This is a genomic window from Bradyrhizobium sp. SZCCHNS3052 (assembly GCF_032484495.1).
Classification (GTDB): Bacteria; Pseudomonadota; Alphaproteobacteria; order Rhizobiales; family Xanthobacteraceae; genus Bradyrhizobium.
Genome location: NZ_JAUETB010000005.1, coordinates 289,851 through 306,546 on the forward strand (window position 1 = coordinate 289,851; position 16,696 = coordinate 306,546).

Annotated in this window: 14 protein-coding genes; 13 read left to right on the forward strand and 1 reads right to left on the reverse strand. The window is 66.0% G+C overall.

The window, feature by feature from the left end:
• Positions 1-9: 9 nt before the first annotated feature.
• Positions 10-915, reverse strand: a complete 906-nt coding sequence (locus QX073_RS19280; RefSeq protein ID WP_316226218.1) for a ribonuclease Z — start codon at positions 913-915, stop codon at positions 10-12.
• A gap of 232 nt (positions 916-1,147) precedes the next feature.
• Between QX073_RS19280 and dinB the strand changes: the two genes are divergently transcribed.
• The 13 genes from dinB (at position 1,148) to QX073_RS19345 (ending at position 16,691) form a co-directional block, all read left to right on the forward strand.
• Entirely contained in the window at positions 1,148-2,254 is a 1,107-nt protein-coding gene (dinB, locus tag QX073_RS19285) for a DNA polymerase IV (RefSeq protein WP_316192801.1), read from the forward strand.
• 165 nt (positions 2,255-2,419) lie between these two features.
• Positions 2,420-3,241: a sulfurtransferase/chromate resistance protein gene (locus QX073_RS19290; RefSeq protein ID WP_315713545.1), complete on the forward strand. Its 822-nt coding sequence runs from the start codon at positions 2,420-2,422 to the stop codon at positions 3,239-3,241.
• Positions 3,238-4,629 (forward strand): chromate efflux transporter, encoded by a 1,392-nt coding sequence (chrA, locus tag QX073_RS19295; RefSeq protein ID WP_316226187.1) that lies wholly within the window; start codon positions 3,238-3,240, stop codon positions 4,627-4,629. The genes QX073_RS19290 and chrA overlap by 4 nt, the downstream gene beginning before the upstream one ends.
• Positions 4,630-4,680: 51 nt before the next feature.
• Complete coding sequence (locus QX073_RS19300; RefSeq protein ID WP_316174313.1) at positions 4,681-5,595, forward strand: DUF1259 domain-containing protein; 915 nt, start codon at positions 4,681-4,683, stop codon at positions 5,593-5,595.
• 264 nt (positions 5,596-5,859) lie between these two features.
• On the forward strand, positions 5,860-6,528 hold the full coding sequence (locus tag QX073_RS19305) for a Crp/Fnr family transcriptional regulator (RefSeq protein ID WP_316226219.1): 669 nt from the start codon (positions 5,860-5,862) through the stop codon (positions 6,526-6,528).
• An 88-nt stretch (positions 6,529-6,616) separates the two neighbouring features.
• Positions 6,617-6,820: a DUF2892 domain-containing protein gene (locus QX073_RS19310; protein WP_316200731.1), complete on the forward strand. Its 204-nt coding sequence runs from the start codon at positions 6,617-6,619 to the stop codon at positions 6,818-6,820.
• 70 nt (positions 6,821-6,890) lie between these two features.
• The gene (locus QX073_RS19315) at positions 6,891-7,778 is read left to right on the forward strand and encodes an MBL fold metallo-hydrolase (RefSeq protein WP_316174314.1); all 888 of its coding nucleotides are present in this window, start codon (positions 6,891-6,893) and stop codon (positions 7,776-7,778) included.
• 670 nt (positions 7,779-8,448) lie between these two features.
• Complete coding sequence (locus QX073_RS19320; RefSeq protein ID WP_316226188.1) at positions 8,449-10,563, forward strand: protein-disulfide reductase DsbD family protein; 2,115 nt, start codon at positions 8,449-8,451, stop codon at positions 10,561-10,563.
• A complete protein-coding gene (locus QX073_RS19325; protein WP_315752333.1) occupies positions 10,560-11,198 on the forward strand; it encodes a DsbA family protein in 639 nt (212 codons plus the stop codon). The genes QX073_RS19320 and QX073_RS19325 overlap by 4 nt, the downstream gene beginning before the upstream one ends.
• 497 nt (positions 11,199-11,695) lie before the next feature.
• A complete protein-coding gene (locus QX073_RS19330; RefSeq protein WP_315713553.1) occupies positions 11,696-12,598 on the forward strand; it encodes a LysR substrate-binding domain-containing protein in 903 nt (300 codons plus the stop codon).
• 134 nt (positions 12,599-12,732) lie between these two features.
• Positions 12,733-13,677: a 5-dehydro-4-deoxyglucarate dehydratase gene (kdgD, locus tag QX073_RS19335; RefSeq protein ID WP_315825338.1), complete on the forward strand. Its 945-nt coding sequence runs from the start codon at positions 12,733-12,735 to the stop codon at positions 13,675-13,677.
• 156 nt (positions 13,678-13,833) lie between these two features.
• Complete coding sequence (gene gudD / locus QX073_RS19340; protein WP_316184096.1) at positions 13,834-15,189, forward strand: glucarate dehydratase; 1,356 nt, start codon at positions 13,834-13,836, stop codon at positions 15,187-15,189.
• Positions 15,190-15,242: 53 nt separating this feature from the next.
• On the forward strand, positions 15,243-16,691 hold the full coding sequence (locus tag QX073_RS19345; protein WP_315713556.1) for an aldehyde dehydrogenase family protein: 1,449 nt from the start codon (positions 15,243-15,245) through the stop codon (positions 16,689-16,691).
• Positions 16,692-16,696 lie beyond the last annotated feature (5 nt).

Below are 16,696 nucleotides of genomic sequence, written 5' to 3' on the forward strand. Positions count from 1 at the left end.
AGCGAGCCGCTAGACCACCAGCCGGTCGAAATCGATCGCGACACGGCTTTCAGGAAAGATCTCCCGCGCCTCGGCGAGGATCTCCTCGTCGGGATAGCGGCCGGAAATGTGGTTCAGGACGAGCTGCCTGACGTTGCTGGACGCCGCCAGCCCGGCGGCCTCCGCGGCTGTCAGGTGACCGTAGTCGCGAGCCATGGCCGAATCGCGCCGGAGGAAGGTCGCCTCGATCACGAGCATGTCCGCGTCGCGGACGTGCTCGTGCAGACCCTCGGTCGTTTCCGCATCGCCGGCGATGACGAGCTTCTTCGCCCCCTGCGGAGGCCCCAGAACATCCTCGGGATCGATGGTTCGGCCGTCCTCCAGCGTGACCGGCCGGCCCTCCGCCAATGCCTTCCGCACGGGCCCATCAGGCACCGCGAGCGCTGCCAGACGATCTGGCTTCAGATGGCGGCGCGCTCGACTCACAAATGCGAAGCCGAAGCTGTCGGTGTCGCGGTGCCGGACGGGAAAGCAGTTGATCATAAACTCGCCGGCGTCGAGAACCTCCCCGCGCCTGAGCGGAACGAGCTCAAGCGAGATCGGCGCGCGGCCCTCGCCCCACAGCCCTGCGAGCATTCGGACCACCACATCGAGCGTCTCGGGGCCGCCGTGGACGCGCATGATGTCAGCGCTCCTGCGCAGCCGCAGGGTGGAAAACAGCCCGGGAATGCCGAGGACATGGTCGAAATGGCCGTGGGTGAGCAGGATCCGATCGAGCCGGCGAAAGCCTGCCCCACTGCGGAGCAGCTGACGCTGGGTCCCCTCGCCGCAATCGACGAGAATGCGATGCCAGCCTGCTCGAACGAGAAGGCCGGGATGATTGCGGTCCGCCGACGGAACGCTCGCCGAGGTCCCCAGGAAAGTGAGCTCGAACATCACAGCTGCTTCAGGCCCATGGTCGCAACGTCGTGAGCGGCTTTGACGGCAGGTCCCGACTGCGTTGCTTCGTCTCGATCACGGTCGGCGATCCCTTCTCATGAGCGTGCTTCCGTCGTCGCCGATTGAAGGCTGAGGGAGACCGACGTCGCAACGTCTTTGTAAGGGACGTTGTTGGCAGCCAGCACTTGGCTGTGCAGACTTCATCGCCGCGCTCTGATAGAGCTTGGCCATGCCAAGCTCCGGCCCGGAACAGGATGGCGCGCCGACGGCCATTCGCAAGATCATCCACATCGACATGGATGCATTCTACGCGTCGGTCGAGCAGCGGGACAATCCCGAGCTGCGCGGCAAGCCCGTGGCCGTCGGGGGATCGCGCGAGCGCGGCGTGGTGGCAGCCGCAAGCTACGAGGCTCGGGCGTTCGGCGTGCGCTCGGCCATGCCGTCGGTGACGGCAAAGCGCCAGTGCCCGCACCTGATCTTCGTCAAGCCGCGCTTCGAGGTCTACAAGGCCATCAGCCAGCAGATCCGCGCCATCTTCGCCGAGCACACGCCGATCATCGAACCTCTGTCGCTGGACGAGGCCTATCTGGACGTCACCGAAAACCTGCAAGGCATCCCGCTGGCACGCGACATCGCCTTGCAGATCCGGGCCAAGATCAAGGCCGAGACCGGGCTCAATGCCTCTGCGGGAGTCTCCTACAACAAGTTCCTCGCCAAGCTGGCCTCGGACCATCGCAAGCCCAATGGGCAATACGTCATTTCGCCGGAGATGGGTCCGGCCTTTGTGGAGGGGCTGCCGGTCGGCAGGTTTCACGGCATCGGGCCGGCGACCGCAGCGAAATTCAACGCGCTCGGAATTCATACCGGGCTCGACATCCGCAACCAGACCCTGCCCTTCCTCCAGCAGCACTTCGGCAAGGCCGGCCACCACTACTATTGGATCTCGCGCGGCATCGACAATCGCCCGGTCCGAGCCAATCGCATCCGCAAATCAGTCGGCGCCGAAAACACCTTCTCGAGCGACCTGACCGACTTCGAGCCGATGCTGGCGGAGCTGCAGCCGCTGATCGACAAGGTCTGGCAGCATTGCGAAGCCAGCGGCAACAGGGGCCGGACGGTCACGCTGAAGGTCAAGTTCGCGGACTTCGAAATCATCACACGCAGCAGGTCCGTCGCCAACCTGGTCGCGAGCCGGGAGGATCTGGCACGCTTGTCCGTCGCGCTGCTTCAGAGCGAGATGCCCCTAGCCAAGCCGGTGCGGCTCCTCGGCGTCTCGCTGTCATCCTTGCAGCAGCAAGACATCGCAGTGGAAGCCCAGCTGCCCCTGCTGATCTGAGGCGGGTCGACCCCAATGGCGACCGCGGCGGTCCCCCGATCGTTCCAGCACAGGGATGGGTTGACAGCCGAACAATCGAGCGCTTTATTCTGCCGCACGGGGATGTGCGATCTCCCCGCGAGGCGACATGCCCAAGAATCGCGTCCTGGTCACCAAGGGCGCAGCATGTCATCATCATACACCTCGATCTCACCCGAAAAATTGTCTCGACTGATCGGCACGGCGACCTCGCCACGGCTCGTCGACGTGCGTGTCGACGAGGATTTCGCCGCCGACCCACGCCTCATCCCCGGCGCCGTCAGGCGCTCCCATCTCGACGTCCAGCAATGGGCACCGAGCTTCACCGGCCAATCGGTTGTCGTGATCTGCCAGAAAGGCAAGAAGCTGAGCGAAGGTACCGCGGCCTGGCTCCGGTGCAGCAACGTCGCAGCCGAGGTCCTCGAGGGCGGCCACGTCGGCTGGACGGAGTCCCAACTCCCGACCGTGCCCGCAGACAGGATTCCCGCGAGGGACGACCGCGGCCGCACCGTCTGGGTCACGCGATCACGTCCCAAGATCGACCGCATCGCCTGTCCATGGCTGATCCGTCGCTTCGTCGACCCTGCAGCGGTCTTCCTGTTCGTGACGCCGGCCGAAGTCGAAGCCGTCGCCGAGCGTTTCCAAGCCACTCCCTTCGACATCGAGAATGTCTTCTGGAGCCACCGCGGCGAGCTTTGCACCTTCGACGTCATGGTCGAGGAGCTCGGTCTGCGGACACCACCCTTGGAACGACTCGCCACGCTGGTGCGGGCCGCGGATACGGCGCGACTTGATCTCTCGCCCGAGGCTCCCGGCCTCCTTGCCGCTTCACTCGGGCTGTCGCGAATGTACGACGACGATCTGGAGCAGTTGAGCGCGGGGCTGCTGCTCTATGATGCCTTCTACCGCTGGTGCCGCGACGCCACGAAGGAGGCGCACAACTGGCCGTCCAGCAAGGTGAAGTCATGACGGACCTCGTAGCATCGCGGAAGCCGGTTGCGGCCGAGCACGCCCATGGCATCTCCTTCAACGACGCGCTTCTCGTGTGGATCCGGGTGGCCTGTCTGAGTTTCGGCGGCCCCGCCGGCCAGATCGCGGTCATGCATCGCATCCTCGTCGAGGAGAAGAACTGGATCTCGGAGAGCCGCTTCCTGCACGCCCTGAACTACTGCATGCTGCTGCCGGGACCCGAGGCGCAGCAGCTTGCGACCTATATCGGCTGGCTGCTGCACCGGACCACCGGCGGCATCGTTGCGGGCACACTTTTCATTCTGCCCGGCATTTTCGCCATCATGGGCCTCAGCTACATCTATGCGGCCTATGGCAATGTCGGCGTCGTCGAAGCCTTGTTCTTCGGCCTCAAGGCGGCCGTGCTGGCGATCGTGATCCAGGCCGTCGTCCGCGTCGGCAAGCGCGCGCTACGCAATCGGATCATGATCGGACTGGCGGCCGCAGCCTTCGTCGCGATCTTCTTCTTCCGCGCGCCGTTTCCGATCATCATCATTGCTGCCGGAGTCATCGGCTTCGTCGCTGCCCGCCTCGGCCGGCCGGAATTCGCAGCCCTCGAACACGGCGGCAAGAACGCCGGTGCGATCGACAGCATGCTCGGCGAAGCCGTGCCGGATCACGTCCGTCCGAACGCTTCGCGCGCGCTGCGCGTGGCGGCCGTCTGGCTCGCGATCTGGCTCGCCCCCGTCTTCGCACTGCTGATCCTGCTCGGGCCGAACGACGTCTTCGGTCAGATCGCTATCTTCTTCAGCAAGATGGCGATGGTGACGTTCGGCGGCGCCTACGCCGTGCTCGCCTACGTCGCGCAACAGGCCGCGGAGTACTATCACTGGGTTGATCCGCGCGAGATGCTCGACGGCCTCGGCATGGCTGAGACGACTCCCGGTCCCCTGATCATGGTCGTCCAGTTCGTGGGCTTCATGGCCGCGTTCCGCGGGGCGAGCGGGCTGTCTCCCATGCTCGCAGGCACGCTGGGCGGACTGCTGGCGACGTGGGTGACGTTCGCGCCCTGCTTTCTCTGGATCTTCGTCGGCGCGCCCTACATCGAGGCGTTGCGGGGAAACAAGGCGCTCGGCGGCGCGCTCTCGGCCATCACCGCCGCCGTCGTCGGCGTGATTCTCAATCTCTCGATCTGGTTCGCGCTGCACACCCTCTTCCGCGAGACCTTTCCGATCCGGGGATTCGGACTGTCATTCGACGCGCCCCGGCCGATGAGCATCGATCTGCCGGCCGTTGTCCTGTCGGTTGCGGCCGCCACGGCCATTTTCCGCTTCAACGTGGGAATGCTCGTCGTGCTCGCCGCCTCGTGCATCGCGGGCATCCTGATGCGCTTTGCGGGCGTCATCTGAGAGCACGCTGCGACGGAACATGGGGCAGTGCCAGACCAAAAGGAGCGAACGATGAGAAGCACGATCTGGAGTCTGTTGGGCCTCGGCGCCTGCCTCCTCGCACACGGCGCCGGACCGATCGTCTCGACGGCGCGCGCACAGGACATCGATTGGCAGAAGGTCGACGAGACATTGGGCCGGAAGCCGTCCGTGGCGGGAGACGTCCGCCGGTACGGCTTCCCGCGCACCGATCTCGCGGTGACCCTGGACGGCGTAACCATCAGGCCGGCGCTCGCGCTCGGCGGCTGGGTCGCGTTCAAGCCGGCGCATGGCGCCACCATGATCATGGGCGATCTCGTCCTGCTGGAATCAGAGATCAACCCGGTGATGGCGAAGATGATCGCCGGCGGGCTCGAAATCAGCGCCGTGCACAACCATCTGCTCCGCGCGAGCCCAGCAACGTCCTACATGCATGTCGTCGGTCACGGAGATCCGGTCAAACTCGCGTCCGCCATCCGCGACGCCCTCGCCGACAGCAAGACACCGTTGACGGTTGCGGCGTCGCCGACCACGCCGCCACCGGCCATCGATCTCGACACGGCACAGCTCGATCAGATCCTGGCGGTCAAAGGACAGGCCAATGGCGGAGTCTATCAGTTCAGCGTGCCGCGACGCGATCCCATCGTCGAGGGCGGACTATCCTTGTCTCCCGTCGCGGCGATGGGCGTCGCGACGGGCATCAACTTCCAGCCGACCGGCGCAGGCAAGGCCGCCGTCACCGGTGACTTCGTGCTGAGCGGGGAGGAGGTGAACCCCGTGATCCGGACGCTCCGTGCCCACGGCATCGAGGTCACGGCACTGCATAGTCACATGCTGGACGAACACCCCCGCCTCTTCTTCATGCACTTCTGGGCGAACGATGATGCGATCAAGCTCGCCAAGGGTTTGCGGGCGGCGCTCGACAAGACGGCAAGCACCAAGAGCTAAGAGCAAAGAGCGAGGAAAGGCGCGGTCCGAGAGTGTGCGGGCCTTGCTCTGCCGGCAGGTGCGGCAACCTTTTGGTCTGACCCACCTGCAACGGCCGCGCATGCGTGAGACGCCGATCGGTTGCAAGGCAACGCGCTGCCGGAGTCCATGCGAGCTCTCTCGTGGTTCCGAAGATTGGGGACGGGGGCAGATCCCGTCCCTCGACCCACGCGCGATCCTATGGCAAGTCTGGACGACGCCGATGTGGCGCAGCCGGATGTCGTGATGCCGTCGAAGCAGGACTGGACGCTCGCTTTCCCGCCGTTGCGGCAATTGCCGGAGGAGATCTTCGCGCAGTTGCGCGAGGCCAGCCTCATTGTCGAGCTTCCGGAAGGCAGCCGGATCTTCGGCCCCGGCCAGGCGCCGGACTCCTTCCTGCTGCTGCTGGACGGGACCATCCGCGTGCAGCAGACGTCCGAGTCCGGCCGCGAGATCGTGCTCTACCGCGTCCAGGCAGGCGAGAGCTGCGCGCTGACCACGGCCTGCCTGATGGGTTACGAGGAATACCAGGCCGAGGGCATCGCGGAAACCCGGATCCGTGCAGTGGCGATCCCGCGCGCGCTGTTCGACGGGCTGATCGCCAGCTCGCGCGAATTCCGCCAGTTCGTCTTCACCGCGTTCAGCCGCCGTGTCACCAATCTCTTCCGCATCATCGAGGAAGTCGCGTTCGAGCGGATCGATGTGCGGCTCGCGCAGAAGCTTCTGGATCTCGCCGGGGCGAAGCAGCAGATCGCTGCGACGCATCAGGAGCTCGCCAACGAGCTCGGCAGCGCGCGCGAGGTCATCAGCCGGCAGCTCAATGAATTCGCAAGGCGCGGCTGGTTGCGAATGGCTCGCGGAATCGTCGAGATCACCGACAGACCGGCGCTCGTCCAGCTGGCCCAGCATGGCTAGGAACCGGCGTCTCTTGGTGACTTAGTTACATACCCGCGCAATGTCCCGCTCTATCGTCTGCATCATCGCAAGCCAAAGGGAGCGCGACATGACACAGAACATTGGCAAGATCGACCGGCTGCTCAGGATCATCGTCGGACTCGCCATCCTCAGTCTCACGGTCGTAGGGCCGCACACCTTGTGGGGCCTTCTGGGCCTGATCCCGCTCGGCACCGCACTGACCGGCTGGTGCCCGCCCTACGCGATGCTCGGCATCAATACCTGCGGAACGAAGTCCAATCCGACGTCTTAGACCGTTCTGGACGACAAAACGGGGCGTGGGCGGCGATGCCGCCCCAGAGCCAAATCGTGGAGCAGCAGCCATGTCCTATCCAATCGATCTCGGCGTGCAGCCGAAGGTGGCCGGATTCTTCGATCCTGACACCAGCACGATCAGCTACGTGGTGAAGGACCCGTCATCGCCGTCCTGCGCGATCGTCGATCCCGTCCTCGACATCGACTACGCGGCCGGCCGCATCAGCACCCGTTCCGCCGACATGCTGATCGACTACGTGAAGATCAACGGCCTCAGGCCAGAGTGGCTGATCGAAACGCATGCGCATGCGGATCATCTCTCCGCTGCGCCCTATATCCAGGACAAGCTCGGCGGCAAGATCGGCATCGGCGAACATATCCTGACCGTGCAGGAGACCTTCGGCAAGGTCTTCAACGAGGGCACGGAGTTTCGCCGCGACGGCAGCCAGTTCGACCGGCTGTTCAAGGATGGCGACACCTATCAGGTTGGACAGATGACGGCCTTCGTGATGCACACGCCCGGCCATACGCCGGCCTGTGCCACACATGTGATGGGCGATGCCGCTTTCGTCGGCGACACCCTGTTCATGCCCGACGGGGGAACGGCGCGGGCCGACTTTCCAGGCGGCAATGCGCGCACGCTGTTTCGCTCGATCCGGAAGATCCTTGAAACGCTGCCGCGCGAGACCCGGCTGTTCATGTGTCATGACTATGCCCCCAACGACCGCGCGGTGCGCTGGGAAACGACCGTCGGCGAGGAGCGGCTCCACAACATCCACGCGCGAGACGGGATGACCGAGAACGAGTTCGTCGCGCTCCGCGAGGCGCGCGACAAGACGCTCGGCATGCCGCGCCTGATCATTCCATCACTTCAGGTCAACATCCGCGCCGGACATCTGCCTCCCGCGGACGCGACGGGAAAGACATTCCTGAAGGTACCGATCAACGTACTTTGAGAACCACTCGCTTTGCTCACGCGATGCCGGCTTGGCCGCGAGTTCGCGGTGTCACGAAGATGTCAGTTGCCAAGAGCGGCCGGTCTGCGCGACCAGTCCGAGCTGGAGAAGTTGATCCAAGATGAGGCGTGCTGATTTCGAGATGCCAGCGATGACACGCCGCCTGATAGCGGCGCTAGTCGCGCTCGTCTTGAGTCTGGCGCCTCTGCTCGGAACGTTCGAGGTTGCAACGGCAGACGCCGGCGCCGGTGCGCGCCAATGGTCCCGAACGACCACGAGCGCGCCCAAGCCCTGCAGGAAGGCCGTCATCCCGGGCATGATCAACACGTGTCCGTTTGCCGCGGCTGGTCTGACCGCCGTCCCGGCGAGCGACAGTGCGGCGGCACAGCCGGTTGCGGCCTCCCGGACGCTGTCCTGGCGCCCCTATGACGAGGCGCTGACAACGCAATGCGACGCGTCCTCGCCCTACCGTCCCCCCTGTCGCCACGCCTGATCCTTCCGTCGTCATCGGCTTACGGGCCGCGTAACGTCGTGACTTGAGCGGACGAATATCCACCATCGATCGTGCGTCGTGCAGGTCGGCTTAAGGTGCCCATTGCCAGGCGCGCCTTGCGCCGGGTCGCGCAGCGCAACTGCCACGCAATGCACGATCAGCGCGCGGGAGATCATCATGTCCATCCGTCATCTTGGCCGGCTCGCATGGCTGCTCGGCCTGCTCCATCTTGCGGCGACGACCGCTGTCGCGGGCGAGCTGCGCCCGCAGGCGAACGTCGACACGCGCCTGCTGGTCGGCGACGTCACGCGAGCAGACGGCGGCCCGGCCGCGGCATGGGCCGGACTGGATGTCAGGCTGGATGCAGGCTGGCACACCTATTGGCGCTCGCCCGGCGATGCCGGCGCGCCACCCGAATTCGACTGGAGCGGCTCACGCAACGTCGCCGATGTCACCGTCGAATGGCCGGCGCCGAGCCGCTTCAGCGAGCAAGATATCGACACGTTCGGCTACGCTGAGCACGTGCTGTTTCCGTTGCGCGTGCGGCTCGAGGATGGAGCGGCGCCCGCACATCTCACACTGAAAATGGTGCTGTTCGTCTGCTCGGTCATCTGCACCCAGCAGGAGGCCCATCTCGAGGCCGACATCCCCGCCGTCTCGCACCTGCCGAACGATCAGGCGCTGATCGACGAATGGCGGCAGAGCGTCCCCCGCGCGAGCTCGCCGGGGCTCTCCATCACGGCGTTGCGCATCGATCGGCAACCAAAGCCGCATCTGCAGCTCGAGGCGCATGCGACGCCGCCACTGCACGCGCCCGACGTCTTCCTTGATGGGAACGATGCCGTGTCCGGCGGCCGTCCCCGGGTGAGCCCGATGTCGGACGGCGGCGTACGGATCACCGTGCCGGTGCAAGGCCTCGATCAGGCCGGTCCGGGACAACGCCTGCGGGTCACCCTGGTCGATGGCGACCGATCGATCGAGGCCATGCTTCCGGTGGATGCCGATCAAGCTGCTCGCGCTTCTGCGGCCAAAGCAGCCACACCGGCACCGCGTCCTTCGGCGGCATCGATCTGGACCATGCTCGGCGTGGCCCTGCTCGGCGGCTTCATCCTCAACTTCATGCCCTGCGTGTTTCCGGTGTTGTCGCTGAAGCTCGTGTCGCTGGTCGATCACGATCCCGCACACGCGCCCTCGCCGCGCCGGGCATTCCTGGCGACGGCGGCCGGCATCGTCGCCTCGTTCGTGACACTTGCCACCGTCCTCTCCGCACTCAAGGCCGCGGGCGCCGAGGTCGGCTGGGGCTTGCAGTTTCAGCAGCCCGCTTTCCTCATCGCGATGATCATCGTGCTCGCGGCATTCGGTGCCAACCTGCTCGGCCTGTTCGAGATCAGCCTGCCGTGGTGGATCGCCGGCCGCCTTGGCAACGCCGCGAGCCACAGGACGATGGCAGGTCATGCCATCAACGGCTTCGTCATGACGCTGCTGGCCACGCCGTGCTCCGCGCCGTTCGTCGGGACCGCCGTCGCTTTTGCGCTGTCGCAGGCCGCACCGCAAATCCTGCTGATGTTCACCACGCTCGGGCTCGGCATGGCTGCGCCATATCTGTCTCTGGCCGCGGCGCCAGGCCTTGCCGCACTCTTCCCGCGGCCCGGCCGCTGGATGCTGAAGCTGCGCGTGCTTGCAGCGCTCGCGATGGCGGCGACCGCGCTATGGCTGCTGATCGTGCTCGCCGACATCAGTGGACCCTCGACTGCGGCCGTCCTTGCCGCTGCGCTGCTCGTCCCCGCTCTGATCATGGCGTCGCTCCGTTTCCCGTTGCGGCGAACGATCGCCGGAGCCGGCCTCGCCGGCACGATCGGACTGGCGCTGATCGCCGCCACCTCCGTCAAGCAGCCGGACGGCGCAAGCCGGCCGGCCGGAATCGCCTGGCAGCCGCTGGTGCCCGCCGAGATCACGGCGCAGGTGCGGGCCGGTCACACGGTCTTCGTCGACATCGGCGCCAGCTGGTGCGTCACCTGCAAGGTCAACGAGAAGCTCGTGCTCGACAGCACGGCCGTGCGCAGCCGACTGGCGTCGGGCGTCGTTGCCGTCAAGGCGGACTGGACCTCACCCAGCGACGCGATCGCGACCTATCTCCGATCCTTTGGCCGCTACGGCCTGCCGTTCAACGTCGTGTTCGGCCCCGGAGCTCCTAACGGCATCCTGCTCCCCGAACTGCTGACGCCGCAGACCGTGCTGGACGCCATCGACACCGCCTCGACCATCCCTCATCAGGAGAACGACAAGTCATGACCACGAAGACCTTTGCCGCATCGATCGCCATGCTGCTGCTGTTGACTGCGGCCATCCTGCCGATCCAGTCTCGCGCCGAGGACGACGACACCGACATTCTGAGCGAAGCGCGCATCCTGCACGATCCCGCCATCCCTGCTGTCGGAAACGCCGAGGGCGACATCACGATCGTCGAGTATTTCGACTATCAGTGTCCGTATTGCCGCAAGATCAGCCCGGAGCTCGCCAAGGTGGTTCGCGACGACGGTCACGTCCGTCTCGTCTTCAAGGATTGGCCGATCTTCGGCGGCGCCTCGATCTACGCGGCACGCCTCACCCTGGCGGCGAGATATCAGGACAAGTTCGCCGAGGCCCATGAGGCGCTGATCTCGCTCAATGAGAAGCTGTCCGAGGCCAAGGTCGATGCGGCGCTCAGCGGTGCCGGAATCGACCTCGCCCGCGCCAAGGCCGACCTCGCGGCCAAGCACGCCGACATCGACGCCGTGCTCGCGCGCAATCACGAGCAGGCCACGGGCCTCGGCTTCCGCGGCACGCCGGCCTTCATCATCGGCCATTTCCGCATCCCCGGCGTCCCCAATGCACAGGCTTTCAAGCAGGCCATTGCGGATGCCCGCGCTGCTGCATCCGCCAAGTGAGCAGGCACCTGACGCTCGCCATGGACAGCCGCAGCGCCGCGCCCGCAACGTGCGGCTCAGTAGCTGGCCACAACGGAGAAGGAGATCTCGTTCCGGACGTTTGGGACAGCGGAGCTTCCTGATTCACTTCCGCGATAGGATAGAGTGAGGTCGTGATGCGGTTGGCCGGCACGGTCAGGCCGATCTCGGCATTGGCGAGGTGGCAGCCGGGGTCGTCGGCCGCGGCATGGCCGGCGATGCGCGGCGCACGCCGCGGGCGTATTGCATTGCAGATGTCAACATGTGCGCGGGCACCACGGCGGCCGGCGACTCGGGATTGCATCATCGCTTCGCTCCGCGCATGACGGCCGCGGCAGGCAGTGGCCCCGCCTGATGCGAACCGCCGAGCTGGGCGCGTCTGCCAAGCCGCGGCCGATGATCCCGCCAACATTCCCACGGCACCCAATCGATGCTACCAAGCCCGCACAATCCGCCGTATCCATGCCGAGGACGCATCGATGTTCGACCTCAACCAGCTGCGCTGCTTCGTCACCGTGGCCGAGGAGCTGCATTTCGGCCGCGCCGCGATCCGGCTCAACATGACGCAGCCGCCGCTGTCGCGGCAGATCCAGGTGCTGGAGCACATCATCGATGCGGTGCTGCTGGAGCGCACCAGCCGCTCGGTCAAGCTGACGCCGGCCGGGCGCAGCTTTTTGCCCGAGGCGCGGCGCATCCTGAAAATGGCCGAGAGCGCCGCCCAGGTGGCGCAGCGCATTGCCAGCGGCAAGAGCGGCTCGCTCAAGATCGGCTTCACCGCGGCCGCGGCTTACAGCTTCCTGCCCGATCTGGTCGCCGCCTGCCGCAGCGAGCTTCCAGAAGCCGATCTGTCGCTGAAGGAAATGGTCTCCGGCGACCAGATCGAGGCGCTGGCCTCCGGCCAGATCGACGCCGGCCTGCTGCGGCCGCCGATCGCGCGCCCCGAATTCGCCACCCGCCGCGTCGTCGCCGAGCCGCTCTGCGCCGCGCTGCCGCGCCGCCATCGTCTCGCCTCCGCCGAGGCCGTGTCGATCCGTGATTTCGACGGCCAGAACTTCATCATGTATTCGCAGACCGAGGCGCGCTATTTCCACGATCTCCTGGTGTCGCAGTTCATGCGTGCAGAGGTGCTGCCCCGCTACGTGCAGCATCTGAGCCAGATCCACTCGATCCTGGCGATGGTGCGCGCCGGCCTCGGGCTTGCGATCGTGCCCGAAGCTGCCTCCAGCCTGAAGATCGCCGATGTCCGGCTGCGGCCGCTGAAGCTGCGCAACCCGACGCCGGCCGAGCTGTTCCTGGTCTGGCGGCGCGATCACGACAATCCGCTGCTGCCGGCACTGGTCGAGCTGGCCGGCAATCTCGCCGTGCAGCACGCGGAAGATTGATATCTGATCCGCATCAATCGATACCGTCATTGGCTTGGACCGGCATCGAACTTGGTCCTACGACATCGCCCGGGGGAATGCGCGCCGGCGCCGGCCGCGCCCGTTCCCAAGGACATTCGTGAAGGACCCGCGCGATGAGCAAGATGACCCCGACGGAAATGGCTGCGAAGATCGGCAGCGGCCTGCTCTCCTTCCCCGTGACGCCGTTCAAGGCCGACTATTCGTTCGACGAGGCCACCTATCGCGCCAACATGGACTGGCTGTGCGGCTATGACGTCGCGGGCCTGTTCGCCGCCGGCGGCACCGGCGAGTTCTTCTCGCTGACCGCGGCCGAGGTGCCCGAGGTGGTCAAGGTCGCGGTCGACGAGACCAAGGGCCGCGTGCCCGTGCTCGCTGGCACCGGCTACGGCACCGCGATCGCGCGCGAGATCGCGATTGGCGCCGAGAAGGCCGGCGCCGACGGCCTCCTGCTGCTGCCGCCCTATCTGATGCATGCCGAGCAGGACGGCCTCGCCGCCCATGTCGAGGCGGTCTGCAAATCGGTCAAGATCGGCGTCATCGTCTACAACCGCGACAACGCCATCCTGCAGCCGGACACCCTGGCACGGCTGTGCGAGCGCTGCCCGAACCTGGTCGGCTACAAGGACGGCATCGGCGACATCGAGCTGATGACCCGTGTCTACACCAGGATGGGCGACCGCCTGACCTATATCGGCGGCCTGCCGACCGCCGAGACCTTCGCCCTGCCCTATCTCGACATGGGCGTGACGACCTACTCCTCGGCCGTGTTCAACTTCGTGCCGGAGTTCGCGACGAACTTCTATGCCGCAGTGCGCAAGCGCGACCACGCCACCATCCAGGCCGGATTGAAGGATTTCATTTTGCCGCTGATCGCGATACGCAACCGCAAGAAGGGCTACGCGGTCTCGATCATCAAGGCCGGCATGAAGGTGATCGGCCGCGATTCCGGCCCTGTCCGCCTGCCGCTGACCGATCTGACCGCGGAGGAGATGGCGGAGCTGACGGCGCTGGTGAAGGCGCTGCCGGGCGCCGTCTCGGCACAGCAGGCGGCGGAGTGATCTTGCTGTCATTCCGGGGCAAGGCCGCAAGGCCTTGAACCCGGAATCTCCGAGTTGATGGATAAGAAGAGACGCAAGCCAATCTCTGGATTCCGGGTTCAGCCCTGACGGGCTGCCCCGGAATGACGGAGATAGGAAGAAGACCGGGAGGAGCACATGAGTCACGCAGCCACCAGCACCGGAATCTCCGGCGCGCCGATCGTCACCGGCATGGAGGTCATTCCGGTGGCCGGCCGTGACAGCATGCTGCTCAATCTCAGCGGCGCGCATGGGCCGTTCTTCACCCGCAACCTCGTCATCCTCACCGACAATGCCGGCCACACTGGCGTCGGCGAGGTGCCCGGCGGAGAGAAGATCCGGCAGACGCTGGAGGATGCGAAGAGCCTGATCGTGGGCAGGAGCATCGGCGCCTGTAACACCATCCTCGCCACGATGCGTACCGCCTTCGCCGATCGTGACGCCGGCGGCCGCGGCAAGCAGACCTTCGATCTGCGCGTCATGATCCATGCGGTGACCGCAGTCGAATCCGCGCTGCTCGACCTGCTCGGCCAGCATCTCGGCCTGCCGGTGGCGGCCCTGCTCGGCGAAGGCCAGCAGCGCGCCTCCGTCGAGGCGCTCGGCTATCTGTTCTTCATCGGCGACCGCAAGAAGACCGACCTGCCCTACGCCACCGGCGAGCGCGAGAAGGACGGCTGGTATACGCTGCGACATCAGGAGGCGATGACGCCCGAAGCTGTGGTGCGGCTCGCCGAGGCGACGCACGACGCCTATGGCTTCGCCGACTTCAAGTTGAAGGGCGGCGTGCTCCGCGGCGAAGCCGAGATCGAGGCGGTGACCGCCATCGCAAAACGCTTCCCGCAGGCGCGCGTTACGCTCGACCCCAACGGCGCCTGGTCGCTCGATGAAGCGATCCGGCTGTGCAAGGACATGCACGGCATCCTGGCCTATGCCGAGGACCCCTGCGGCGCCGAGGCCGGCTTCTCCGGCCGCGAGATCATGGCCGAGTTCCGCCGCGCCACGGGCCTGCCGACCGCGACCAACATGATCGCCACCGACTGGCGGCAGCTCAGCCATGCGCTGCGGCTCGGGGCGGTCGACATTCCCTTGGCCGACCCCCATTTCTGGACCATGCAGGGCTCGGTGCGCGTCGCCCAGACCTGCCGCGACAATGGTCTGACCTGGGGTTCGCACTCCAACAACCATTTCGACATTTCGCTGGCGATGTTCACCCACGTGGCCGCCGCTGCGCCGGGCAAGGTCACCGCCATCGACACCCACTGGATCTGGCAGGACGGCCAGGCGCTGACCAAGGCGCCGCTGCAGATCAAGGGCGGCAGGATCGCCGTGCCCGAGCAACCTGGGCTCGGTGTCGAGGTTGACCGCGGCGCCATCGAAAAGGCCCATGCGCTGTACAAGAGCCACGGGCTCGGTGCACGCGACGACGCCGTCGCAATGCAGTATCTGATCCCCGGCTGGACCTTCGACGACAAGCGCCCCTGTCTCGTGCGATGACGGGGGCGATCGGTTAGATTGTCCGAGCAATCGCGCAAAGTCTGGAGAACAACATGAACGCGATCCTCAAGAATTTCATCGCCGGCGAGTGGGTCGACGGCAGCGGGGTGACCCGCAACATCAACCCGTCCAACACCAACGACGTCGTCGGCGAATACGCCAAGGCCGACAAGGCGCAGACCGAGAAGGCGATCGCCGCCGCCAAGGCCGCCTTCCCGGCCTGGTCGCGCTCGACGCCGCAGGAGCGCTATGACGCGCTCAACAAGATCTCGGCGGAGATCCTGTCGCGCAAGGAAGAGCTCGGCCGCCTGCTGGCGCGCGAGGAGGGCAAGACGCTGCCGGAGGGCATCGGCGAGGTCGCCCGTGCCGGCCAGATCTTTGCGTTCTTTGCCGGCGAGGCGCTGCGCCTCACCGGCGAGAAGGGCGCCTCGGTCCGTCCGGGCCTCGACGTCGAGATCACCCGCGAGGCCGTCGGCGTCGTCGGCATGATCACGCCCTGGAATTTCCCGATCGCGATCCCCGCCTGGAAGATCGCGCCCGCGCTCTGCTACGGCAACACGGTCGTGTTCAAGCCGGCGGAGCTGGTGCCCGGCTCGGCGCATGCGCTGTCCGAGATCATCGCGCGCTCCGGCCTTCCCGCCGGCGTCTTCAACCTCGTCGTCGGCTCCGGCTCGGTGGTCGGCCAGACCCTGCTCGAGCATCCGGATGTTCACGCGATCTCCTTCACCGGCTCGGTCGGCACGGGGCGCAAGATCGCGCAGGCCTGCGTGCTGTCGAACCCGATGAAGAAGTTCCAGCTGGAGATGGGCGGCAAGAATCCGATGGTCGTGCTCGACGATGCCGACGTCAAGGTCGCGGTCGAAGCCTGTGTCAACGGCTCCTATTTCTCGACCGGCCAACGCTGCACGGCGTCCTCGCGCCTGATCGTCACCGAGGGCATCCACGACAAGTTCGTCGCGGCGATGACCGAGCGGCTCAAGGGCCTTGTGGTCGATGACGCCGTCAAGCAGGGCACCCATATCGGCCCGGTGGTCGACGCCAACCAGCTCGAGCAGGATCAGCGCTATCTCAAGATCGGCCAGGACGAAGGCGCCAAGCTCACCTGGGGCGGCGAGCTGCTCAACCGCGAGACGCCCGGCTTCTACATGCAGCCAGCGCTGTTCACCGAGGCCACCAACGCGATGCGCATTGCCCGCGAGGAGATCTTCGGACCGGTCGCCTGCGTCATCCGCGCCAAGAACTACGACGAGGCGCTGGCGATCGCCAACGACACCGAGTTCGGCCTCGCGGCCGGCGTCTGCACCACCAGCCTGAAATACGCCTCGCACTTCAAGCGCAACAGCGAGGCCGGCATGGTGATGGTCAATTTGCCGACCGCCGGCGTCGACTATCACGTCCCGTTCGGCGGCCGCAAAGGCTCGAGCTACGGCGCCCGCGAGCAGGGCTCCTACGCGCGGGAATTCTACACGACGGTGAAGACGGCCTACACCTTCCCGGTGTGAGCCTC